The following is a 23184-nucleotide window of genomic DNA, read 5'->3' on the forward strand; positions in this document are numbered from 1 at the left end:
GGAAACCATAGAAGTCCTGGCTTTAGAAGAACTTTAGATTTACCTTGATGAACATCCGGAAACTAAAGGAAATGGGTTTTATACCAGAAGTCTTATAACAAAGTTTGGTGCTTTGGATAATCTTAAAGTACCCAGAGTCAGAGAAGGAGATTTTAAACCGAAAATCCTTCTGCTATTACTCTCCTGCAAGCATTAGTCGACTTATAGAGGTAACGGCTCAAGAGATAGATGGAGGGATCAAGAGGTTGAAGAGGAGTATTTTGCTTTGGATGTAGATGCTACGTTTTTAAGTGTAAGGAGAGGGGTGTTAATAAGGAGCCGGTATACGTGGTTGTTGGGCTTACGTGTGAGGGGAGGAGAGAGATATTGGGTTTTTGGCTTTTTGGTTCTGAGGAGAGAGTGCGATTAATTGGAGGGAGGTATTGGTAGAGCTTTAAGGTAGGGGGCTAAAGAGGGTAGAGTTAGTAATAGGAGACGGATTGAGGGGGCTAAAGGAGGTAGTGAAATTAGAATTTCCTGGAGCAAGATTTCAGGTTTGTGTACTGCATGCTGTGAGAGATAGTTTAAGGATAAGGAGGAATAAGGAAAGAGATAGGATAGCAGAGGGCTTAAAAGGTATTTACAATGCGGTGAGTAGGAAGGAAGCGAGGCAGGGGTTGATGAAGTTTAAGAAGAGATGGGGTAGAATATATCCTGAGTTAGTAAAGAAGTGGGAGGAGAATTTTAATGAGCTTACGACGTTTATGAAATATCCGGAGGGGGTTAGGAGGTTTATTTATACTACAAATCAATTAGAGAGGCTAATGAAGGGATATTTTGATGAGGGCTAAGGTGATAGAGGTATTTTCAGGGGTGGATTCAGTTTACAAGGTGGTATATATAGGATTAATAAAAGTCAAAATTAACAAAAATTAAACGCGCCCGGCAGGACTCGAACCTGCAACCTTTGGATTCGTAGTCCAATGCTCTATCCGATTGAGCTACGGGCGCATACACTTTAAAATATAACAGTTTTTTAGTTTAATGCAACCTAATTTTATACACATTTCATCCTTCTAAAAACCTTTTAAACTCCTCGAAAAACTCTCCTGCCCTTTCCTTAAAAAAGTAATCGGTAATACTTTCAGTATAAGCACTTTCTTCAGGATTGACCTCTATTATTTTAGCACCTGATCTCTTAGCTTCGTAAGGTAAATAAGCGGCAGGATAAACTACTCCTGAAGTTCCTATAATAATAAGAGCTTTACACCTTTTTATTAACTCAAAAGCTTGGTTTAAAGCCTCTTCCGGAAGTGGTTCCCCAAAAAATACGATTTCAGGTTTTAAGGCTTTACCACATTTTTCACATTTAGGACAGGGAAACATCTTTAGAAACTCCTCGGTAAAACGATATTTTTTCCCACAATTAAGGCATACTAAACTTTCTCCACTTCCATGAAGCTCTATTACTTTTTTACTTCCAGCTTTTTGGTGAAGGTTGTCTATGTTTTGAGTTATTACTGCTTCAAGATAGCCTCTATTTTCAAGCTCTGCCAGGACTAAATGGGCAGGATTAGGTTTCGCCTCTTTAAAACACTGGTACATCTCTCTTAGCATCATCCATACTTTTTCAGGATTCTTTATAAAAGTCTCTATATAAGCATATTCTTCAGGATTATACTTAGTCCAGAGACCTTTGGCTCCTCTAAAAGGGGGTATCCCACTTTCTACCGAGATCCCAGCTCCGGTAAAAGCTACTATCCCACCTTGTTTTATCAGCTCTACAACTTCTTTTACAAGTTCTTCTTTTCCATTCATAACTTTTACCCCTTTAAGGTTTATTAGCTAAAGGATTAGGGATTATGATACATCCGTCTATACCTTTTAATTCTAAAGCCAGCCCCGTTTTTTGCAAAATTCCTGTTAATAAACAAGCTATGCTATCAAGTTCGTCTTGCGTATAGGGCCTATTTTCTATAAAAACCCCTAAGTGAGACAAAAACTTTTTAAAAAAGTCTAAAATAGCCTTTTTATCTTTTCTTTTTATATGATAAACATCATAAAACGCTCCGGGAAAGACCTCGTAAACCTCGATATCCTTAGCTATTAAGAAATCTCTTAGTTTCATACCTCGTTCAGTAAGTTTTCTCATACCTCCAAGGGTAATGGGAAAAAATTTAATCTTCAACTCTCGAAGTTTCAGATCGCATTCTCTAAAATGATACTCATTTCGTTGTTCTATATCACACCTACCATAAGGCAAACTTAAAGGGGCATCTATATAAACATATTTAAACTTTACCGCTTTTTCAAGAAGTAGCTCATCTTCATAAACCAATTGGGTGAGCAAAACCTTATCCTTAATGTAGGCTAACCCTGTAGGCTTTTTAGGAGAACCTGCAAGGTCTATTCCTAAAAAATCTTCTAACTCTATCTTTGGTAACTTTATTTCGTTAAGCATTTCTGGATATCCTTTATGGTTCTAATTAAAACTCTCTTTAACCTTAAAACCTACCTCTATCCCCTTAACCCTCTCTACCCCTTGACATTTGTAAATTTTTATTTAATTTATTTTTCTAAATAAAATTTGCAAGTTTTAGGAGGGGAAGATTTATGTCAAATGTTTTTAGGACTTTTTTGTTCTTAGCTATTCTTACTGTTCTTTTTATCTTTGTAGGTAAACTGATAGGTGGAAAAACAGGGATGACCATAGCCCTTATCATGGCTGGTTTGATGAACTTTATTGCCTACTTTTTTTCTGATAAAATTGTTTTGGCTACAAGTGGTGCTATTCCTGTAGAAAAACACGAAGATCCTGAGCTTCATGCTATGGTAGAGGAGGTAGCAAGAAGAGCTGGGATTCCTAAACCTAAGGTTTATGTTATTCCTGTAGAAACTCCTAATGCGTTTGCTACTGGGAGAAATCCAGAAAATGGAGTAGTTGCGGTAACTGCAGGAATTAGAAAACTTCTTACTCCTGAAGAACTTAAAGGTGTGATAGCTCATGAAATAGCTCATATCAAAAACCGAGACATTTTGATTTCAACGATTGCAGCTGTGTTGGTTGGTGCTATCACCTATTTAGCTAACATAGCCCAGTGGAGGATGATGTTTGGTGGTTTTAGCAGAGATGAAGAAGAAAACAATAATCCTCTTGCCATAGTAGCTACTTTAGTAGCTATTATCGTTATTCCTATAGCCGCTACTCTTATTCAATTAGCCATAAGTAGAAGTAGAGAATTTTTAGCAGACGAAACAGGTGCTAAAATCATCAAAAATCCTTTAGCCTTAGCTCGTGCTTTAGAAAAGCTTGAAAATTGGAACAGAGCCTATCCTATGGACATAAATCCTGCCAAGGCTCAAATGTTTATAGTAAACCCTCTTTCAGGAAAAACCCTTTTTAAGCTTCTTTCTACCCACCCACCTATAGAAGAAAGGGTAGCAAGGCTTATTCAACTTGCCAAAGAAATAAGATAAGAATATCCTGTAAACATAGGAGTTTCTTTGTCTTCCGAACTTTTTTCTTTCTTAAAAAAAATTTTATCTTTTCTTAAACCCTTTTGGAAAACTTTTCTGTTAGGACTCTTTTTTGCGGTAGTTAGTTCTTTAATCACAGGGGCAAGCACCTGGGCTATAAAACCTATCTTTAATTTTGTTTTTGTTGAAAAACATCACGAGTATTTTTTTCTTGTTCCTCTTTTGATGGTATTAGTCTTTAGCTTGATGGGGATTACTTCTTTGCTTCAAGCGTATTTTATGAAAGCCGTCTCTGCAGGAGTTATAAATAACCTTAGGTTAAAGTTGTTCCAAAAATTTCTTTATCTTCCTGTAGAGAAAATAGCAGTCCAAACCCATGGACAGGCTGTATCAAAGGTGATAAATGACACCGCCCAGATAGAGCCCATCTTAGGTGAAGCGTTAACTACTATTTTTCAAAGCTCCTTTTCAGTGTTAGTATTGATAGGGGTTGCGCTGTATCAACGCTGGGACCTCACATTGTTAGCCTTTATTACCTTCCCGGTAATTATCTTTGGTAGTAAAGCCTTAGGGGCTAAAACCCGAAAAGCAAGAAGGCTTGCCCAGGCTTCTACCGGAGAATTAACCCACAAGATGCAGGAACTTTTGCAAGGAATAAAAGAAATTAAGCTTAGTCCTTCTCCAGAAAAGGTAATAGAGCTTTTTTCTAAAGAGCTTGAGCGTTTTTACAGATGGAGCCTTAAAATTACCAAATACAGAGAAGGTTCTAAAAGCTTAGTAGATGTAGTTACAGGAATAGGCGGTGCTCTGGTTATAGGATATGGAGGGTTTCTTACCATCAATGGTGCTATGAGCCCGGGAAGTTTTCTATCTGTATTAACAGCCATCCTACTTATTTTTAATCCTATAAGGAAGCTTTCGAGAGCCTATACTTACCTAAAAGAGGCTCAAGGTGCCTGGGTAAGGATAGAAGAGGTCCTTAACCTTCCGGTTGAAACAGGAGGAAACCTAAAGGCTCTTCCCCCTAAACAAGGCTTTACCTTTAACGAAGTATATTTTCGTTATATCTCAAGCCTAGACTGGACGCTAAAAAATATCAATTTTTTCTTACCTGCTAATAAGATTATCGCCTTTGTTGGCCCAAGTGGTTCTGGTAAAACCACTTTAGCTTCCCTCCTCCCAAGGTTCTTAGAACCTCAAAAGGGGGAAATACTCTTAGACAATACAAACCTCAAAGAGTTTGAAATCGTTAGTTTGAGAAATCTTTTCGGAATGGTCCTTCAGGAACCTTTTTTGTTTAACCTTAGCATAAAAGAAAACCTTCTTATCGCAAAACCTGAGGCTTCAGAAAAAGAAATCATAGAAGCCTGCAAGTTAGCTAAAGCCCACGATTTTATCTTAACCCTTCCTAAAGGGTATGATACTGTATTAGGAGAAGAAGGTTTTAATCTTTCAGGTGGTCAAAAGCAAAGAATAGCTCTTGCCAGGGTTTTTCTCAAAAAACCACCTATCATCATTTTAGACGAAGCCACAAGTCAGCTTGATGCCATTACCGAAGAGGCTATTCAAGAGGCTTTAGACCGTTTAAAAGGAAGACACACCATCATCATCATAGCCCACAGGCTTTCAACCGTCACTAAGGCTGACCTCATTTTTGTGTTTGAAAAAGGCGAAATCGTTTCTCAAGGCACCCATCAACAATTACTTGAAACCTCTACTCTTTACAGAAGTCTTTATCAAACCTTTCAAAAATGTAGTTGACCTAATTTTTCTTTAATTGCCTGAAAAACTTCTTCAGGTAAAATAGAATTCATACAATCCCACTGAGAGCATTTCTTTTTAAAACATGGGCTGCATTTTAACCTACTTTGTAAAATCTTAAAATCACCTCCCCAGGGGCCTGTTCTGTAAGGAGAGGTAGGTCCAAATAGAGCTACGGTAGGAACTTTTAAAGCTGAAGCAATATGCATAGGGCCTGTATCAACGGTTACCACAAGTTTACTTTTTTGAATAAGGCCTATCAACTCTTTTAACCTCATTTTTCCTACCAAAGATTTTACCTCTCGGTATTTTTTTTCCATCAAACCTGCCCATTTTCTTAAGTCCTCTTCCTTGGGTCCCCCTGTAATATAAATCTTAATTTCGGGATATGCCTTTAAAGTTAACTCTATGAGTTTTTCCCAATGAGAAAAGATCCACCATTTAGTTTTCCATCTGGCAGAAGGAATAAAAACTATATATGGTTTTTCCACCAGATCTAACGGAGGAAACAATCCTGGCAAAACTGCTTCGGGAATGGTCTCCACTTTTTCTCCAAAATCTGGACATATAAGCTGTAATGCCTGCTGTGTCAAGTTTAAATAACGTTTTACTGCATGGACCTCAGGGTCATAGCCAGGAAGTTTTACGTTGTAAAAAATAGGGCTTAACTCACGGTGATTTTCAAATCCCACTTTAAACTTAGCCTTAGCTAAACCTATTACTACCCCGCTTTTAAAAAGCCCTTGATAATCTATGGCTAAATCGTAAGTTTCCTCTCTCAAATTCCTGATAAAGGCTTTCAGTTTACTAGGATTTTTAAGGTCTTTTTTTGAAAAAACTATTGTCTTCCTTAAATAAGGATGTCCTCTTAAGACCTCTGCATTCCTTTCGTCTACCACCCAGTCGATGATGCTTAGAGGATATTGTTGTTTTATTAGGGTTAAACAAGGAAGGGTTTGTACTACATCTCCCAACGCTGAAAGTTTTACCAAAAGAATCTTCATCAAACTTTATTAAAGGTTCCTTATGATGATTTCAGCAGCTTCTTTCAGGTTTTTAGCAACCCAGTCAGGATAAATCCCTTTTTTAGGAGCTACATACTTTAACTCTCCTTTACCATATCCGGTTAAAACAAGAATGGTCTTTATCCCTAACCTTTTTCCAGTCTCAACATCTACAATCTTATCTCCAATAAAGTAAGACTTCTCAAGTTCTATCGGATATTTTTCTAAAGCCTGTAAAACCAGACCAGGGTTTGGTTTTCGACAATTACACCCTTCATTTGGACCATGCAAACAAACAAAAAAATCATCCAGTTTAACACCTTTTTTAGCAAGTCTTCTTGTGATAAGCTGGTTCACCTCAAAAACTAAACTTTCTGGGAAATATCCTCTTGCTGGTCCGCTCTGGTTGGTGATAACGATAAGCTTAAACCCTCTGTCTTGTAATAGTTTTAAACCTTCGGCTACTCCAGGTAAAAGACGGACCCTAGAGAGGTCATTGATATAACCCATTTCTTCGTTGATAGTACCGTCTCTGTCAAGAAAAACAGCTGGTTTTTTATTCATATTTTGATTAAGTTAGAATGTGAAATTTATATTCGTAAACTAAAAATTCTTTATTTGGTTTTAAAGTGGTACTAAATCCATATTTCTTTTCTAAGTCTTCAAGGTAGTGGATTTCCTCACCTATTATTTCTGAAAGGTCAGGATGAATTTCAATCTCTATTTTTTTGTTTTTAATATGAGGACCCATTTTGATGAGCCTTCTCAAGATTTCATAGTAGATTGTCTTTTTACTTTTGATACTCCCCTCACCATGACAATAAGGGCAGCTTTCTAAAAAGATCTTATAAAGAGAATCTCTTTTCCTTTCGCGGGTCATTTGTAAAATACCAAACGCAGAAATAGGGAGAAAACTATTTTTAGCTTTATCCTTTTTCAAAGCTTCTTTTAATGTTTGCACCACTAACTCTTGGTGTTCCGGATTTTCCATATCGATAAAGTCTATGATAATTAATCCACCTATATTTCTAAGTCTTAGTTGATAGGCAATTTCTTCGGCAGCTTCTAAGTTGATTTTATACACAGTTTCTTCTAATTCTTTGGTACCGGTATACCTCCCTGTGTTAACATCTATAGCAGTAAAAGCCTCACAAGGTTCGATCACTATAAAACCACCTGACTTAAGCCAAACCTTACGGGAAAGCAGTTTTTTAATATCTATCTGGATGCCATGGGCAAAAAAAATATCTTCTTTGCCTTGATAGAGCTTTATATATGGTGCTAAATTAGGAAAATAGCGTTCTAAAAAGTTTTTAATCTCTTCAAAAAAGTCTTTATCGTCTACCACTATCTCTGAGATGTCTTTGGTAAATAAGTCTCTTATAGCACGAAGGGCTATATTTAGCTCTTCATACACTAAAGCTGGAGCCTTCATCTTTTCAGCTTTTTCTTTAATTTCACCCCAAAGACACAGCAAAAAGTCCAGTTCTGCCTTAAGTTCTTCTTCTGTAGCTCCTACTGCAGCTGTCCTTATAATCCAACCTGTATTTGGTGGCTTTATTCGTTCTACAATTTCTCGTAGTCTTTTACGCTCTAAATCATCTTTTATTTTTCTTGAAATACCTACTCTGTTCATGTAAGGAAGATAGACAAGATAGTGTCCAGGTAAGGTTAAATTGGTAGACACCCTTGCTCCCTTGTTTCCTAATGGCTCTTTAATCACCTGCACAAGGATTTCTTGCCCTTCTTTCAATATTTCATATAGATTTGCCATAAAAACCGTATCCTTTTCCCATTCTATTTCTGAAGAAGGCATGATATCATCACCAAACAAAAATGCTGTACGGGAAAGACCAAGGTCAAGAAAAGCAGAGTTAATACCAGGAACCACCCTAACTACTTTTCCTTTATAAATATTACCTACTAAACTTTTTTCTGAAGGCCTTTCTACATAAAATTCAACCAACTGTCCGTTTTCTACCAAACCTACTCTTATCTCAAAAGGAGCATAATTAATGAGCAACTTAGCCATGGTCGTTATAAACGAAGCTCCTTCAAAAATTCTCTTATAAGTTTTTCTAACCGTTTTTCTGCTCTTTTAGACTGTTCAACCACCTCAGAAAAAAGGATAGGAACAAAGTTGTCTGGATCGTTTACGTTTGAAATAACAGAAATTCCTAAAACCTTTAATCCTGCATGAACTGCAACTATCACCTCTGGCACAGTAGACATACCCACGGCATCTGCTCCTATCATCCGTAAAAACCTTGTTTCAGCAGGGGTTTCAAGACTTGGACCTGGAACCGCTACATATACCCCTTCCCTTACCTCTTCTCCGAGCCTTAACGCAACTTTTTTAAAAAGTTCTCTCATCTCTTTATCATAAGCACATGACATATCAGGAAACCTTGGTCCCCATTCTTCGTTGTTTATTCCTCGAAGAGGATTGTCAGGGATCAGGTTTATATGGTCTTTTATCACCATCAAATCACCAGGTTTAAAGTTAAGATTTAGTCCTCCAGCGGCGTTAGACACTAAGTATAGCTTAGGTTTAAAAAGACTTAAAACCCTTAAAGGAAAGGTTATCTCTTTAGCTGAGTAGCCTTCATAAAAATGAAACCTTCCCTGTAAAACAGCTACCCTTTTATTTTCTAAAATCCCAAAACAAAGCTCTCCTTTATGAGTTTCTACTGTAGACCGAGGAAAGTTAGGCAGTTCACGATAAGGAAAGACAGCCAGCTTGTTGACCCTATCCCCCAAAGAAGATAGACCTGTACCTAAAGTTATGATGATATCTGGTCGAAAAGGAGCGATTTTTTTTAAATAATCAAAAGTTTCTTTTACTTTTTCAAAGTATTCTCTGTCTTTTTTTTCCATTTTGTTTTTAGCCAATCTTAAAACTGATCGGTAAACTTAGGTCTCCCAAGGTCATCTATTTCTATTACTTTAACCCGGATTACTTCACCTATGTTATAAGCACTTTTCAAATCCTTTGGAGGGTTCGCCATTTTTGAAACATGTAAAAGACCTATCTTCCCTGGTAACACCTCAATGAAAAGTCCATAAGGTTCTATTCTTGTTATCTTTCCTTCATAAATCTTACCTATTTCCACTTCAGATACCAGAGCTTCTATTAGTTTCTTTGCTAAATCTACATCTTCTTGAGTTTGCCCGGTAATACTAACTTTACCTCCTTCTAATACCCAGATACTAGTATTTGTTTTTTCTTTGAGTTCTTTTACTGTCTTTCCACCTGGACCTATTATAAGATAGGTTTTATCTTCAGGAACGGTTATGATTTCGATCTTCGGAGCATATGGAGAAAGGGTTTTTCTTGGTTCAGATATAGCCTCATACATCTTATCCAAGATAAACTCTCTTGCCTTTTTAGCCTTTGAAAGAGCCTCAGCTAAAACCTCTTTAGAAAGTCCTTTAATTTTAATATCCATCTGAATACTAGTAATCCCATCCCTGGTACCAGCAACCTTAAAATCCATATCTCCAAGCTGGTCTTCTTCTCCTAAAATATCTGTAATTATTAAAGACCTCCCTTCTTCTAAAATAAGACCCATCGCAATCCCTGCTACATGCTTACGAATAGGAACTCCTGCATCAAACAATGCTAAAGAACCAGCACAAACCGTTGCCATGGAGGAAGAACCGTTTGATTCAAAAACATTAGCTACCACCCTGATTATATAAGGGAAAACTTCTTCCTCTGGAATTAAAGGTTCTAAAGCTCTTTCAGCTAAAGCCCCATGACCTATTTCCCTTCTTCTCGGGGGGCCCCAAGGTCTGGCTTCTCCGGTGCAAAAAGGAGGAAAGTTATAATGAAGCATAAATCTCTTAAAAACCTCTCCCTCATAAATACTTTCTACCAACTGAGCCTCTTCTCTTGAACCTAAAGTAACGCTTGCAAAAACCTGAGTTTGTCCTCTGGTAAAAACCGCACTTCCATGAGGTCTTTCAAAGGGATGAATCTTAATATCTATAGGCCTTATCTCATCAGGGGTTCTTCCGTCAATCCTTTTACCCTCTTTAAAAAGTTTCTCTCTCATTACCTTGCTTATCAGTTTTTTATACTGATATCCCAACAAAACTTTCTGCGAGTTTATGTTTTCATACTGACTGACAAATTCTTCAAAAATTTGAGATAACGCTGCCTTTCTTTGAAGTTTATCTTGTATACTTAAAGCCTCTACAATTCTTGGTTTAGCAAAACTGTTTAAGGTTTCTATAATATTTACCCAATCAGAAGGTAACACTACATTTACTTTAGGTTTACCTAAATCTTCTATAAGCTTCTTTTGGGACTCTATCAAAGGCTTAGCTCTGTTTAAAACTAAATATAGTGCCTCAAGAACAGCCTCTTCTTCTACTTCTTTCCCTCCTCCTTCTACCATCACGATAGCATCTTCAGAACAGGACACAATCAGCTCTAAGTCTGCCTGTTGTCTTTGCTCATAGGTGGGATTTAAAATAAACTCTCCGTTTACTCTTACAACCCTAAAACCTGCGATAGGGCCTTCAAACGGTGCTTGAGACAGCATCAAAGCAGCTGAAGCCCCAGTAATAGCTAATACATCTGGGTCATATTTTTCATCAGCCGAAAGGGTTAAGGCTGTCACCACCACATCATAAAAAAAACCTTCAGGGAAAAGAGGTCTAATAGACCTGTCTATAACTCGAGATACCAAAATTTCTCTATCCGTAGGTTTACCCTCTCTTTTAATAAAACCTCCAGGTATCTTCCCCCATGCTGAAGACTGCTCTCTATAGTCTACCGAAAGTGGAGTGAAATCTACCCCTTCTACCAAAGACTGCCCCATCACCGCAGTTACCAAAACAGCTGTATCTCCTTGTTTTACCACAACCGACCCATCGGCAAACTTAGCATATTCTCCAGTTTCAATAACAATCGGATCTCCCCATCCCAGGTCTACCGACAATCTTTTCATATACTACTCCCTTAATTTTTTGCTTAGATAAGTTTAGAGTATAAACTTAAAAATGCAAGAACTTTTGAGTTTAGTTCTAAAAGGTTATCATATATTAATTTTAATATATACTCAGCTTAATAAGTTGTCCAGCATAAACTATAGCCCCTCTCAAGATTAGAGTTCCTGCAATTACCAGTATAGCAGCTATGTTCATCCTCAAAATTTGACCTCTGGTAAACTGATGAGGAAGTCCGTGCTCTTCAAACTCGGTAATTTCTCCGATTTTCATACGTAAAGCAAGAGGTAAAAATAAAAAGATTAGTATCAAGGCAAGGGTATAAATAAAATACTCTCCTTTAAACGAAAAGAAAGGTTCTAACGCCCTTTTGTAAGGTGCAGAAGAAACATATAACCCATAGAAATAAAGAGGTATAAGCAAAAGTTCTATGACGATAAGCCATACGTCTATTTTTGTAAAAAGATACTTGATTTCTACATCCTTGGCTATGATAACTATAAAAGCTGCTCCTGCTGAAAGAGCAGAAACCAAAAACAAAATGGGAAGAGTTGCGTTATTCCACAACGGAACAGCCAAAAAAGAGGCTAAAAGAATACCAGTATAAATAGCCAAAAAGATACCTGCCACAAAGTTTATTTTGGCAATCAGTCTCATTCTTGGTTTTAACCTATCTGAAAATCTTTTTAAAAATTCAAACTTTAGATAATGTTTTTGTTCTTCAGGCAACACAGCAAGAATATAAAGGGCATTAAAAAACAAAACTAAAGGAACACCCCAAGTACCCCAGGACATAAGAGAAAGAGGCTGAAAGGTCAAATATCCCCAGTAAAGATGCCATGGGGCTTTAATTTCAAGGATGATAAAAAGAGCACCTACAGCAAGCATGACAAAGGCAATCAAAGGAGCTCTTACACATTTGGCTAACTCTTCTACTGTTTTGGTAGGCCTAAGGTTGGCGATAGAACACATAACCAAAGTTCCTGCAGCCAATCCTCCTAAAAATAGATATAACACTATCCTCCAGTCCCATACCTCAAAATGAGGAAAAGTAATAGAGTTGGTCCCGGTAATGGTTATTTCTACCATGGTTAAAACCCCCCTGGAAATCTTTTGTTAACGTAAAAAACACGAGGTTTAGTACCTGCCCATTCAAGCCTTACAGCAGCATCGTGAGTCCTTAAAATCTTAGCCACTTCACTTTCAGGGTCATCTAAATCTCCAAAGATCCTTGATTTACCCAAACAAGTTTCTACACAAGCAGGTAATTTTCCTTCTTTTAGTCTGTGCTGACAAAAAGTACACTTATCAGCTGTTCCATCAGGACGAATGTATCTTGCATCATAAGGACAGGCCAAAATACAGGCCTTACATCCAATACACTTTTTATGGTCTATTTGAACGGTTCCATCTTTTGCCCTGTGAGAAGCCCTGGTGGGACAAGCATCTATACAAGGGGCAATTTCACAGTGATTACAAAGTTCTGACCTGAGTTCCATCCTGAGGTTGGGAAATTCTCCTCTAACCTCTTCTACCACCCTTGTCCTAAAATAACCATCTGCTACCTTATTCTCCTTTTTACACGCTATAACACAAGCCATACACCCTACACATTTCTCTACATCTATAACCATCGCATATCTTGGCATGTTATTTCACCTCCTTTTAAGCCTTCTCTATCTTAACAAAATTAATCCTCATTCCTACACTTCCAGAAATCGGGTCTACAGCATATCTGGTTATCAGCTGTTGGTCGTCTGCACCGTTTAAATAAGCTCTTTTTAGCATAGGAGAAAAACTTCCAAACCCATGAGGGACATAAACACAATCTGGTCTAATCCTTTCGGTAACCTTTAACTTAACCTTATTGCTTTTAACTCCATCCTGGTTAACAAGGACCACATAATCCCCGTTTTTAAGTCCTAACTTCTTAGCTACCTTAGCGTTAAGCCAAGCAGCATTTTCTTTCATCAGCTCCCATAAAGATGGATTGTTGGTAGTTCTTGAGAAGGTATGCACAGGTACCCTACCATAAATAAGTCTAAAATACCCTTTAGGCGGTTGTTCATGCTTGGTATAGGTAGGAATAGGAGGAAACCCTGCTTCCTCTAATTGCTTGCTATAAAGTTCTATCTTGCCAGAAGGAGTTTTAAATTTAACCTCAGAAGATTCATTGATGTAAGGATTAGCAGTGCCTGGTATCTCTATATAACCTTTCTGTTTAAGTTCTTCAAAGTTTAATCCAAGAGCCTCACATTTAGCCTTAAGAAAATCCTCAAAATCATTATAAGGAAAATATTCCTTTAAACCGAGCCTTACTCCTAACTCTTTTGCTATCCACCAACCAGGTTTGGTATCATACATCGGATTAACCACCGGTTGTCTCAAGGCTACCCCTATACTTCTTTCTTTTACCACAAAAATATCGTCATATCTTTCTAAATAGGTACACTCTGGGAGAACCACATCTGCATAAAGCACATAATCAAAGGGCATCATATCAACCGCTACTACAAGGTCTAACTTCATAATAGCCTCGATGGTATCCCTCTGGTTGGGGGTAGATTTAATAAGGTTAGTCCCTGTAATCAACCATCCTTTTATAGGATAAGGTTTTTCAGTAAGAGTTGTTTTTATAATCTCAGGTATAACTCCTTCTTCTTCGGTAAAGGGGTAAGGACCTTTATGTATCTCAGGTTTTTGATTTTCTGGATAAGGAATTCCACAAAAGTCTCCAAGACCATAATAAGGCAAAGGATTCTTTGGTGGAAGATATATACCCCCTGGCCTTCCATAAGCTCCTAAAAGGGCAGTAAGGATCGCTATCGCTCTTACCCTCTGAGTATTGTCTCCATACCAGGCAGTATGTCTTCCAGGATGAATTAAGACAGAAGGTTTGTTTTTACCCATAATTCTTGCTGTCTCTATGATCAAAGAAGCAGGGATGTCTGTTTCTTTTTCAGCCCATTGAGGAGTATATTCTTTAACTGCTTCAACGAGTTTTTCAAATCCTTCGGTATATTTAGCCACATACTCTCTGTCATAAAGCCCCTCTGTTATGATTACGTTTATCCAGGCCAAAAGTAGGGCAAGGTCAGTAGCTGGTTTGATAGGAAGCCAGTATTTAGCCTTACTTGCTGCGGTAGAAAACCTTGGGTCTACTACGATAACTGTAGCTCCCTTTCCAACAGCCTCTGCAAACTCCTGACACATGGAGTTATGTGCATTTTCTCCTATATGAAACCCCATCAATACGATAACTTTACTATTCTTTAAATCTACCCTTTCTGGATTACCCACAGGTGCGCCAAAGGTAAGTTTAAAGGCTATGTCTCTTGCCCCTCTACAAAGGGCATAAGAAGGCATACCCAAATTAGGAGAACCATAGGCCCATAAAAGATGGACAAAATAAGTAGATATAGTTCCATGGGTAAAGAGGGCTACAGACTCAGGACCATAAGTTTCTTTAATCTTAAGCATCTTTTCTGCTACATAATTTAGAGCCTCATCCCACGAAGCCTTTTTAAACTTACCCTCTCCTCTTTGTCCAACCCTTATCAAAGGATGTTTTAGCCTGTCTGGGTCATAAAGAAGACCTATTCCTCCATGACCTCTGGCACAGAGCTTACCTCTTGATTGAGGATGTGCAGGATGTCCGTCAAGCTTAACCACCTTTCCGTCTACTACCTTTGCCATAACCCCACATCTCCAAAAACACATCTCACAAACCGTAGGAATATATACCGGTTTACCTTCGGGTTTACGCCCTAAACCTAATAATCTATCTACCTGTGTAGCCCCTATAACTCCAATTCCTCCAGAAGCAGCAACTACCTTTAAAAAATCTCTTCTTGACCATCTCATTCCTTAAACCTCCTTGGTCTTTTCTAATCCCTTTAGGAAATAGTTTAAAAAAGAGATATAAAAAGTCAAGATTAAACGCAAACATTTGTTGAAAATTTAGAAAGACAGTCCTAAAAAAGAACTAAAAAAGAAAAAAATCAAATCTAAAAGATAAACAGGGTAATTAAGATTCTAATTTCTTTAAAAGTTCGTTTAAACTTAGGTTAAGACCGCTTTTATCTCTTTTTATCATCCCACCGATCTTTATAAAAGTTTCTTTTTCTTCTCTTTTCAGAAAAACCCAAAGGGTTTTAGGATCAAGAAAATATACTCCTATCAACCCAAAGATCATCAACAGAAAACCTGCATAAACCAACCAAACTCCTGGGTCTTTTTTTACTTGAAGTACGCTCATGTAAAACTTATCAACCGAGCCTTTAAGTTCAAGTTTCCCTACATTTTTACCTATCTTAAACTCTGAAGGCTTACCTTCGATAGCTAAAATCTCATCCCCTTCTCCTGTTTCTTGATCTAACAGATTAAACTTAGCTACCACAAAACCTTGATGAGCCATGTAGGCATCAAGCATAAGCACGTATCTATCACCTATTTCTGCAGGTACCGTAGGATCAACTTGTTTTTCAAAGGTTTTTCCGTCTATACTCACTCTTATGGTAAATTTAGGCAATTCTTCATAGCTTGCTTGATAAAAGGTAATTCCCTTATATTTAGCCGGCTGGTTAACCTTGATTAAAGCATCTACTGTTTTATTGTTTTTTTCTATAAAAGTCACATTTGAAATGTACTCTTTAGGAGTCCCGTCTGGATAAACTTCCATCGTAAATTTATTAAGTTTCACAGAAAAATCAAGGATAACAGGATTATCCTTTCTAAAAAGGTTAACTTGATTAGAGATTTCCCCTTCTAATAAATACATGTTACCTCTAAAACCCCAGATAGCACCTACGATAGCCCCTGCTATTATCAGAACCAAAGAAAAATGAACCAAATATACCGCTAAATACCCTATACGATTTTTATCCTGATAAAACAAAACTCCTTCTGAAGTTTCCTTCTGTTTAAACCCTAAGGTTTGTAATAAATTTATCAGTTGAGAAAAATCTTTTTTTACTCTTGTTTCCTGGGAATTAGGCAATTTATAAGGGTCAACATCTGCAGGATTTTTCTTAAAAAGCTTCCAGCTAAACTTAATCCTTTTTATCGAACAGCTAACAAGGTTTACCATAAAAAAGAACAGTAAAAATATGTACCATACAGAATGATAAAAATCATCAAGCTGAAAAGCAAGGATCAACCGGCCTAAGGATTGTCCGTATTTCATCAAGTAAAAATCTGAAGGTTGAGCCTGAGGAATAATAGTTCCTAAAATAGAAAAAAAAGCTATAAGGAAAAATAAAACTATCGCAACCTTAACCGAAGAAATAAAATCCAAGATTGATTTCATCTTTAAACCCCTTTAGATTAATTTAAAAAACTTTTTTAAAAATAACATATAAAAATTTGAAAATCAACCCGTAACCTCACCTTGAAAAACCTGTAATTTAGGTTTTAATTGAAAAGTAAACTTATCGAAAAAGGGGTTTTTTATGAAAAATTTAAAAAATAAAAAGTTACTTTACCCCTTGGTTGGGGTTATTCTTTTAGTAATCATAGCCTTTTCCAACGGGTTTAGTAAGGAAAAAAATGATGAAATATATAAATATTTAAAACTCTTTTCTCAAGTACTAAAACTTATAGAAGACAACTATGTAACAGAGGTTTCACCTAAAGACCTTATCTATGGAGCCATAAACGGAATGCTAAATTCTTTAGACCCTTATTCTTCTTTGATGAAGCCTGAGGAGTTCAAAGAGCTTGAGATAGAAACCAAAGGAACCTTTACCGGTATTGGGATCGAGATTACCATAAAAGACGACATAATCACCGTCGTTGCCCCGATAGAAGACACTCCTGCCTGGAAAGCTGGCATCAAGCCAGGAGATAAAATTCTAAAGATAGAAGATAAACCTACCAAAGGTATGAGTCTTACAGAGGCGGTTAAACTCTTAAGAGGTCCTAAAGGAACAAAGGTTAAAATAACCATTCTCAGGAACGATAAAGATATAAAAGAAATCACCCTCGTAAGGGATGTTATCCCTATAAAAAGTGTTAAGGTTAAGGTTCTTGAACCTGGGTATGCCTACGTGAGGATTACCAATTTTCAAGAAAAAACTCATCAAGAGTTGATAGATGTTTTGGAAGAGCTTGAGAAAAAAGAATTAAAAGGTATAGTATTAGACCTTAGATATAATCCAGGAGGACTTTTATCCTCGGCTATAGATGTAGCAGATGAATTTTTGGAAAAAGGAGTGATTGTTTCTATAAAGGGGAAGTCTAAAGATTCAGGAATGGTGTTTGAAGCCAAACCTAACCCCTCTAACAGAAAACACCATTATCCTATCGTAATTCTTATAAATCATGGCACAGCCTCAGCCTCTGAAATAGTTACCGGTGCGTTAAAAGACCATAAAAGAGCCCTTGTCCTTGGTCAGAAAAGTTTTGGTAAGGGAAGGGTACAAACTGTTATACCTCTTGATGATGGCTATGCAGTAAAACTAACTACTGCTTTTTATTACACCCCAAGTGGAGTTTGCATCGATAAAATCGGTATCTCTCCTGACATAGAAATACCTGCGATGGTTGAAGCTACTACTAAAGAAAAACCTAAAGACAAAGACGAAGAGGATTTACTTAAACCATGGACCTCTCCTGAAGAGGATTTTCAGGTAAAGATGGCTCTCTCTATCTTGAAAAACCTAAAAGAAATTTCTAAGTTGAATTTTTAATGTTTGACCCTAAGGTTTTTATTCTTTTAACACCTGTTTTGCTGCTGGCCTTGACAGTCCATGAGTTTTCTCATGGACTGGTCGCTTATCTTTTAGGAGATCCTACTCCTAAACTTGCAAAAAGGCTTAGCCTAAACCCTATCAAACATCTTGATTTTTTTGGAACGTTAACTTTGTTTCTTACTCAAGCCATAGGTTGGGCCAAACCAGTACCTATCAACCCAAACTACTTTAAAAACCCCTGGAGGGACATGGCTCTTGTTTCTATAGCTGGGCCTTTATCCAACATCTTGCTTGCCTTTATCTTTGGGTTCCTTTTTCATTTATTTTATGGCTTAAATTTAAACTACTCCTCTTTTGTGATTTCCCAACCTCTTGCCCTAATGTGCTTTTTAGGTATAAAAATAAACCTTGGTCTGGCTATCTTTAACCTTTTGCCTATCCCTCCTTTAGACGGAAGTAAGGTTATCGTTAAATTTTTACCAAAAACCTGGAGGTTTAACTACCTAAGACTTGAAATGTTTGGGTTTATCTTGATCTTGATTTTAGCCATAACCGGTGTGCTTAGCAAGTTTATCTACCCTATATTAAACTGGTTCACCAATCTGATTTTAGGGATTACCAGTATAGGTAGTATTTAAAAAATCATGGAAAAATCAACGTTAATACTTTGGCTTCTTACCATAACCCTTTGGGGAATATGTCCGATCATAGAAAAAATAGGTCTTAAAAACGTAGACCCTTTTTTAGCGCTTTTCATCAGGACCTCTGCCGCTCTTATAGGATTAAGCTTAGCTGTTTTTCTCACAGGGGCGTTTAAACCAGAAGTACTAAACCTTAAAAATATAGCCGTATTATCGTTAAGCGGGATCTTAGGAGGTTTTTTGGGGATGTTAACCTATTTTACCCTGCTTAAATCTCAAAAGGCCTCTCAAATAGTTCCGCTAACCTCGGTATATCCTCTGGTTTCTACTCTGTTTGCTATTCTGTTTTTAAAAGAAGAGTTGCATCTTACAAAAATCTTAGCCATTTTTCTCATTGTATCTGGGATTTTTCTTTTGTTTAAAAATCCTTAATACCTAAATCTTGGCTATTCACTATAATTCTTAATCACTCTAAATCCCAACCCAAACAAAATAACACAATAAAAAACAAGGACTAAAACACATCCTAAGGACCAAGTATCGAAGGTTTCCTTCCTTATAAGGATGTTGGTATAGGTAAGAGGTAACACAAAAACTACAGGTTTTAAAAATTCAGGGATACGTTCTATCGGAAAAAAGGTTCCACAGAAAAATCCCATCGGAAGGATGAAAAAGTTAAAATAGGTAGCTGTTTCTTCATGCCCTTTCGCAGACATACCTACCAAAAAACCAAGACTTGCAAACAAAAAACAGTTTAGCAAAAGAGCCAACAAAAAAGGTATGGATAACCCAAAGTTAGGATAAGTCAAAAATCCCACAACGATGATCAAGCTTGCGGCAAAAAGCCCTTTTAACATTCCAGCAAGCACCTCTCCGATGATTATGGCACTGTAAGAAATAGGAGCAAGGTACAACACTTGAAAGGTTTTAAAATAAAGTCGATTAAGGTTTATAGAGTTGGCAATCCAGGTATAAGAGTTGGTCATAGAGGTCATGGCTACCAATCCTGGGATAAGAAAACCGAGATAACTTTTACCTTCCATCTGAACCATCCTTCCAAGCCCAAGCCCAAAAACGATAAAATAGATGATAGGAAGCATCATGGCAGAAAGGAGATATCCAAACTTTAAAAGCCTTCTTCTAAAAATCAAAAGTTCTCTCAAAAATACAGGATACCAATCCATCATTCTATCCTTTCTCCTGTAAGTTTGATAAAAACGTCTTCCAAATTAGTCTCTCTTATAACCAAAGGTAATTCGTTTTTCTTAGCAAACTCATAGGCTTCTTCTTTAGTCTTAAAAGTCCACAGTTTTAGCCTTCCTTCTTTGTCTGTATATTCTACGGTAAAAAGCCCTACTGATTGTTTAAGCGCTGAAGGGGTACCAAGGGCTATTAGCCTTCCCTTAGACAAAATACCTACTCTATCACAAAGAGCCTCTGCCTCTTCTATGTAATGGGTAGTAAGAAATACCGTTTTGCCCTGGTTTTTTATCCTTTTTATTAGTTCCCAAAGATGCCTTCTTATCTGAGGGTCAAGTCCGATAGATGGTTCGTCTAAAAACAAAACCTGTGGGTCTGAAAGCAACGCCCTTGCCAGAAGAAGCCTCCTTTGCATCCCACCTGAAAGTTTAGAAACTAAGGCATCCTTTCTCTCCCAAAGGCCTACATTTTCTAACAAATCTTTGATTTTTTCTTTTAACTGACTTATTTTATGAAGTTTTCCATAGATAAACATATTCTCGTATACTGTCAAATCTCTATCTAAGTTATTTTCCTGAGGAACCACACCGATAAATTTTTTTATTTCATAGGCCTTTTTTATCACATCAAAACCGTTGATAAAACATCTACCAGCATCAGGCTTGGTTAAGGTAGTTAAAATTTTTACTATCGTAGTTTTTCCTGCACCGTTTGGGCCAAGAAGTCCAAAAATCTCTCCTGATTTTATCTCAAAACTTACCCCATCAACTGCCTTGACCTTCCCATAGTATTTAACAAGCCCTTCAACCTTAATCATAAAAAAAACCCTTTCATCGACAAAAAACTAACATAAAAAGAATTTTTCTTCACTTTTTCAACCAACTTTTTTAAAGTTAATAATACCTTGTATTTAAGCACTATGCAATCCTAAATCCTTAGGAAAATTCAAAATATTCTTCTACCCGTTCTTTTACTCCAAAATCATTCAAACAGTCAAAACGATAACAGTAAAAAGGGAATTAAGACTTTTTGGACATAGAAAAAACAACTTACCCCTTATTTTTCAAAAATTATCTCTTAAAACAATTTGCCTTGTTAAAATAGATCTTTAATAGAATAGGCTACAGGGCAGGGAATGATTTGAGAGGTTAGTTTGTAGGAGGATGGTATGACCTACCAGTAGTAACCTGCCCTATTTAAAAAATATGGGTGATTGATAGGTTTATTGAAGGGGTTTACGTGTGGTGAGTGTGGTAGGGAATAGATGTCTGAAAGGGTGTTTTACACCTTAGGAATGGTGCCGGGGGCGGGACTTGAACCCGCACGGAGGTATCTCCACTGGATCCTGAATCCAGCGCGTCTACCTATTCCGCCACCCCGGCTATGAAAGGATATTTAACAAGAAGTTCTTCTTCTGGCAAGGGTTTATCAAACAAGAAGCCCTGTACGTAAGTACAACCAATTTGTTTTATTATATCAAGTTGTCCCTGGGTTTCAACCCCCTCAGCTAAAGTCTCTATACCTAATTTTTGGGCTAAAAGTACTATCACTTCAACCAAGTCCTTATCTTTCTTATTTTTTATTATATCTTTAATAAAACTCATATCTATTTTTATCACATCGATCGGTAAAAACCTTAAATAACTTAACGCACAATACCCAGTCCCGAAATCATCTATCATCACCTTTATATTTTTCTCTTTAATCCTTTTTAAAATCTCTTTCGCATATAATATATTTTCTATAAAAACCCTTTCTGTAATCTCTAATCTGACTTCCTTATGTTGAAAACGCGACAGAAACCTCTCTATAAAATCCTCTCTATTAAAAGAACGGGCAGAAATGTTAACCGAAATAGGTACCCTAAACCTCTCAGTCTTTTTACTTATCTCCTCAAACATCCACTCCTCAAATTTAGGTAAAAACCTGCTTCTCTCCAAATAATCTATAAACTGTGATGGATTGTAAACCGTATCATCTACCTTTATCCTAACCAAAGCCTCTAACCCTGCTAAAGAAAGGTCTTCCACCTTAAAATAAGGTTGGTAGTAAAAAACAAAAAGATTCTCTTTTAAAGCTTTTTCAAAAAGGTAATCTAAAGAGACAATCTCCTGTGCTTTTAACTCCATAGATTGAGCAAAAAATCTAAACTCTCCTGCTCCAAATTTTTTAGCCTCACTTAAGGCAAGAGATGCCTTTTCAAGTAAGTCTCTAAAATTAGTTCCATCTTGAGGATAAAAACTAATACCGATATTTGTAGAAAGGGCTATTTCCTGCCCATCTATGTTAAAGCCCATTTCTTTAATCAAAGAAAGCTTTTCTATCAATCCTTGAATATTATGATATTCCTCCTTTTCCAAAAAACAAGCAAACTCATCAGACCCAATCCTGGCTGTAAATTGATTGCTTTTTTTAAAAAGATTTTTAAAAAAACTACCTAACTCTTTTAAAATCCTGTTCCCTGTCTCAAAACCATAAGTTTGGTTTATGTAAACAAAATTGAATATGTCTAAAACTATCAAACAGCCTTCGTCCACTCTTTCCAAAATCTGATTAACTCTTTTCTCAAGGCCATCAAGGTTTAAAAGACCGGTAAGTAAATCCTCTGTAGTGACCTTCTCTAATTTGGAGATAAGTTCTCTCTCTGTACTAACATCTCTCCCTATTAAAAGATACCTGCGTTCTTTTTCTGAAATTCTTAATGGATATATCTTAGTCTGTAAATAAATATTGTTTTTGGTGCAGAATAAAATATCCGAAAACTCTTTATCCTCTTGAGATATAACCTGGAAAAAAGTTTGGTTAAAATCATAATCAAGCCCCTGCAAGCCTAATATCTCTAAAGATTTCCCATAAAGTTCTTCAAAACTGAGGCCACAACTCTTAGATACAGTTTCATTACAAAAAATTATCCTTCCTTTTTCGTCTAAAACCACCATAGCTGCAGGAGATTTAATAAGGGCTTGAGAGATGATAACGTTGTTTCTAATCTCCTCTATCCGCTTTAAAGCAAACTCTATGTCTCCCCTTAACTCCTCTAAAAGCCCTAAGGTCTCATCGGTAAAAAAATTGGGCTCCTTGGCATAAAGACCTAACACACAATAAGGATTACCATTTTTATAGATAGGTATCCCTGCTACTGAAAGATACTGCCTTTTCAAAACCTCTTCTCTCCAAGGATAAAAACGAGGATCAGTTCTTATGTCAGAGATTATGACGATTCTGTTTTCTCTTAATCCTGTACCCAAAGCTCCTCTACCCTCAGGAACATCTCCTCTTACAGAAACCTTGATTTTTTCAAAAAGTCCTGCTTCATATCCATAGTAATACTTAGGTTTGATAAGTAGTGTCTCCCAATCAGGAAATCCTACCCAAACAAACCTAAGCCCTATCTTCTCTACCAGGTTCTTACAAATCTTCTCAAAAACCTCCTCTTCAGTTAGGGAACTGGTTATCGTCTGGTTAACCTCTCTA

The 23184-nt window shown here is 36.9% G+C and carries 20 protein-coding genes, 2 tRNA genes and 1 pseudogene; 7 read left to right on the forward strand and 16 right to left on the reverse strand.

Annotated elements, in window-relative coordinates:
* The first annotated feature begins 37 nt into the window (after positions 1-37).
* A complete protein-coding gene (locus PWP26_RS08205; RefSeq protein ID WP_144241997.1) occupies positions 38-196 on the forward strand; it encodes a transposase in 159 nt (52 codons plus the stop codon).
* A gap of 256 nt (positions 197-452) precedes the next feature.
* Positions 453-830 (forward strand): annotated as a pseudogene (locus tag PWP26_RS06400) (transposase); the annotation flags it as partial.
* A gap of 86 nt (positions 831-916) precedes the next feature.
* On the opposite strand, the gene PWP26_RS06405 reads toward PWP26_RS06400, so the two are convergent.
* From PWP26_RS06405 to PWP26_RS06415, 3 genes are all read right to left on the reverse strand, one after another.
* Positions 917-990 (reverse strand) — tRNA-Arg (locus PWP26_RS06405).
* A 57-nt stretch (positions 991-1047) separates the two neighbouring features.
* Entirely contained in the window at positions 1048-1797 is a 750-nt protein-coding gene (locus PWP26_RS06410) for an NAD-dependent deacylase (protein ID WP_287568031.1), read from the reverse strand.
* A gap of 13 nt (positions 1798-1810) precedes the next feature.
* On the reverse strand, positions 1811-2440 hold the full coding sequence (locus tag PWP26_RS06415) for a DUF429 domain-containing protein (RefSeq protein ID WP_273019061.1): 630 nt from the start codon (positions 2438-2440) through the stop codon (positions 1811-1813).
* Between the two features lie 152 nt (positions 2441-2592).
* On the opposite strand from PWP26_RS06415, the gene PWP26_RS06420 reads away from it, so the two are divergent.
* Together PWP26_RS06420 and PWP26_RS06425 are read left to right on the forward strand one after the other, a co-directional pair.
* A complete protein-coding gene (locus PWP26_RS06420) occupies positions 2593-3456 on the forward strand; it encodes a zinc metalloprotease HtpX (protein ID WP_273019060.1) in 864 nt (287 codons plus the stop codon).
* A 27-nt stretch (positions 3457-3483) separates the two neighbouring features.
* The gene (locus PWP26_RS06425) at positions 3484-5217 is read left to right on the forward strand and encodes an ABC transporter ATP-binding protein (RefSeq protein WP_301399267.1); all 1734 of its coding nucleotides are present in this window, start codon (positions 3484-3486) and stop codon (positions 5215-5217) included.
* Here the strand turns inward: PWP26_RS06425 and PWP26_RS06430 are convergent.
* The 9 genes from PWP26_RS06430 to PWP26_RS06470 form a co-directional block, all read right to left on the reverse strand.
* On the reverse strand, positions 5202-6221 hold the full coding sequence (locus tag PWP26_RS06430) for a glycosyltransferase family 9 protein (RefSeq protein WP_301399268.1): 1020 nt from the start codon (positions 6219-6221) through the stop codon (positions 5202-5204). The two genes, PWP26_RS06425 and PWP26_RS06430, sit on opposite strands and share 16 nt — an antisense overlap.
* A 9-nt stretch (positions 6222-6230) precedes the next feature.
* A complete protein-coding gene (locus PWP26_RS06435; protein ID WP_038061658.1) occupies positions 6231-6785 on the reverse strand; it encodes an HAD-IIIA family hydrolase in 555 nt (184 codons plus the stop codon).
* 7 nt (positions 6786-6792) lie between these two features.
* On the reverse strand, positions 6793-8253 hold the full coding sequence (locus PWP26_RS06440; protein ID WP_038061661.1) for an Rne/Rng family ribonuclease: 1461 nt from the start codon (positions 8251-8253) through the stop codon (positions 6793-6795).
* Between the two features lie 5 nt (positions 8254-8258).
* The gene (locus PWP26_RS06445; RefSeq protein ID WP_287568038.1) at positions 8259-9098 is read right to left on the reverse strand and encodes a purine-nucleoside phosphorylase; all 840 of its coding nucleotides are present in this window, start codon (positions 9096-9098) and stop codon (positions 8259-8261) included.
* Positions 9099-9115: 17 nt separating this feature from the next.
* Positions 9116-11179, reverse strand: a complete 2064-nt coding sequence (locus tag PWP26_RS06450; RefSeq protein WP_287568041.1) for a polyribonucleotide nucleotidyltransferase — start codon at positions 11177-11179, stop codon at positions 9116-9118.
* Between the two features lie 100 nt (positions 11180-11279).
* Complete coding sequence (gene nrfD, locus PWP26_RS06455) at positions 11280-12266, reverse strand: NrfD/PsrC family molybdoenzyme membrane anchor subunit (RefSeq protein WP_301399269.1); 987 nt, start codon at positions 12264-12266, stop codon at positions 11280-11282.
* A 2-nt stretch (positions 12267-12268) separates the two neighbouring features.
* Positions 12269-12826 carry a 4Fe-4S dicluster domain-containing protein gene (locus PWP26_RS06460; RefSeq protein ID WP_273011662.1) on the reverse strand — a complete coding sequence of 186 codons (558 nt, stop codon included), beginning with the start codon at positions 12824-12826 and terminating at the stop codon, positions 12269-12271.
* 16 nt (positions 12827-12842) lie between these two features.
* On the reverse strand, positions 12843-15041 hold the full coding sequence (locus PWP26_RS06465; protein ID WP_301399270.1) for a molybdopterin-dependent oxidoreductase: 2199 nt from the start codon (positions 15039-15041) through the stop codon (positions 12843-12845).
* Between the two features lie 163 nt (positions 15042-15204).
* The gene (locus PWP26_RS06470) at positions 15205-16485 is read right to left on the reverse strand and encodes a cytochrome c biogenesis protein ResB (protein WP_287568046.1); all 1281 of its coding nucleotides are present in this window, start codon (positions 16483-16485) and stop codon (positions 15205-15207) included.
* 142 nt (positions 16486-16627) lie between these two features.
* Here PWP26_RS06470 and PWP26_RS06475 point away from each other — a divergent pair, with 142 nt between their 5' ends.
* The 3 genes from PWP26_RS06475 to PWP26_RS06485 are packed head-to-tail and all read left to right on the forward strand — an operon-like array spanning position 16628 to position 18942.
* Positions 16628-17866 (forward strand): S41 family peptidase, encoded by a 1239-nt coding sequence (locus PWP26_RS06475; protein ID WP_301399271.1) that lies wholly within the window; start codon positions 16628-16630, stop codon positions 17864-17866.
* A complete protein-coding gene (locus PWP26_RS06480) occupies positions 17866-18507 on the forward strand; it encodes a site-2 protease family protein (RefSeq protein WP_273025658.1) in 642 nt (213 codons plus the stop codon). Before PWP26_RS06475 ends, PWP26_RS06480 begins: the two co-directional genes overlap by 1 nt.
* Before the next feature lie 6 nt (positions 18508-18513).
* Complete coding sequence (locus PWP26_RS06485; protein WP_301399272.1) at positions 18514-18942, forward strand: EamA family transporter; 429 nt, start codon at positions 18514-18516, stop codon at positions 18940-18942.
* A 14-nt stretch (positions 18943-18956) separates the two neighbouring features.
* Here the strand turns inward: PWP26_RS06485 and PWP26_RS06490 are convergent, their stop codons facing one another.
* From PWP26_RS06490 to PWP26_RS06505, 4 genes are all read right to left on the reverse strand, one after another.
* A complete protein-coding gene (locus tag PWP26_RS06490) occupies positions 18957-19694 on the reverse strand; it encodes an ABC transporter permease (RefSeq protein WP_022855968.1) in 738 nt (245 codons plus the stop codon).
* Positions 19694-20527, reverse strand: coding sequence for an ABC transporter ATP-binding protein (locus PWP26_RS06495; protein ID WP_301399273.1), 834 nt, complete (start codon positions 20525-20527; stop codon positions 19694-19696). The genes PWP26_RS06490 and PWP26_RS06495 overlap by 1 nt, the downstream gene beginning before the upstream one ends.
* A 478-nt stretch (positions 20528-21005) precedes the next feature.
* A tRNA-Leu gene (locus PWP26_RS06500) sits at positions 21006-21092 on the reverse strand.
* Positions 21075-23184, reverse strand: a 2110-nt coding sequence (locus PWP26_RS06505) for an EAL domain-containing protein (RefSeq protein WP_301399274.1), incomplete at its 5' end; no start/stop codon positions are given. The genes PWP26_RS06500 and PWP26_RS06505, both read right to left, overlap by 18 nt.

The sequence above is a fragment of the Thermodesulfobacterium sp. genome, assembly GCF_030445475.1.
In the GTDB taxonomy this organism is placed as follows: Bacteria; Desulfobacterota; Thermodesulfobacteria; order Thermodesulfobacteriales; family Thermodesulfobacteriaceae; genus Thermodesulfobacterium; species Thermodesulfobacterium commune.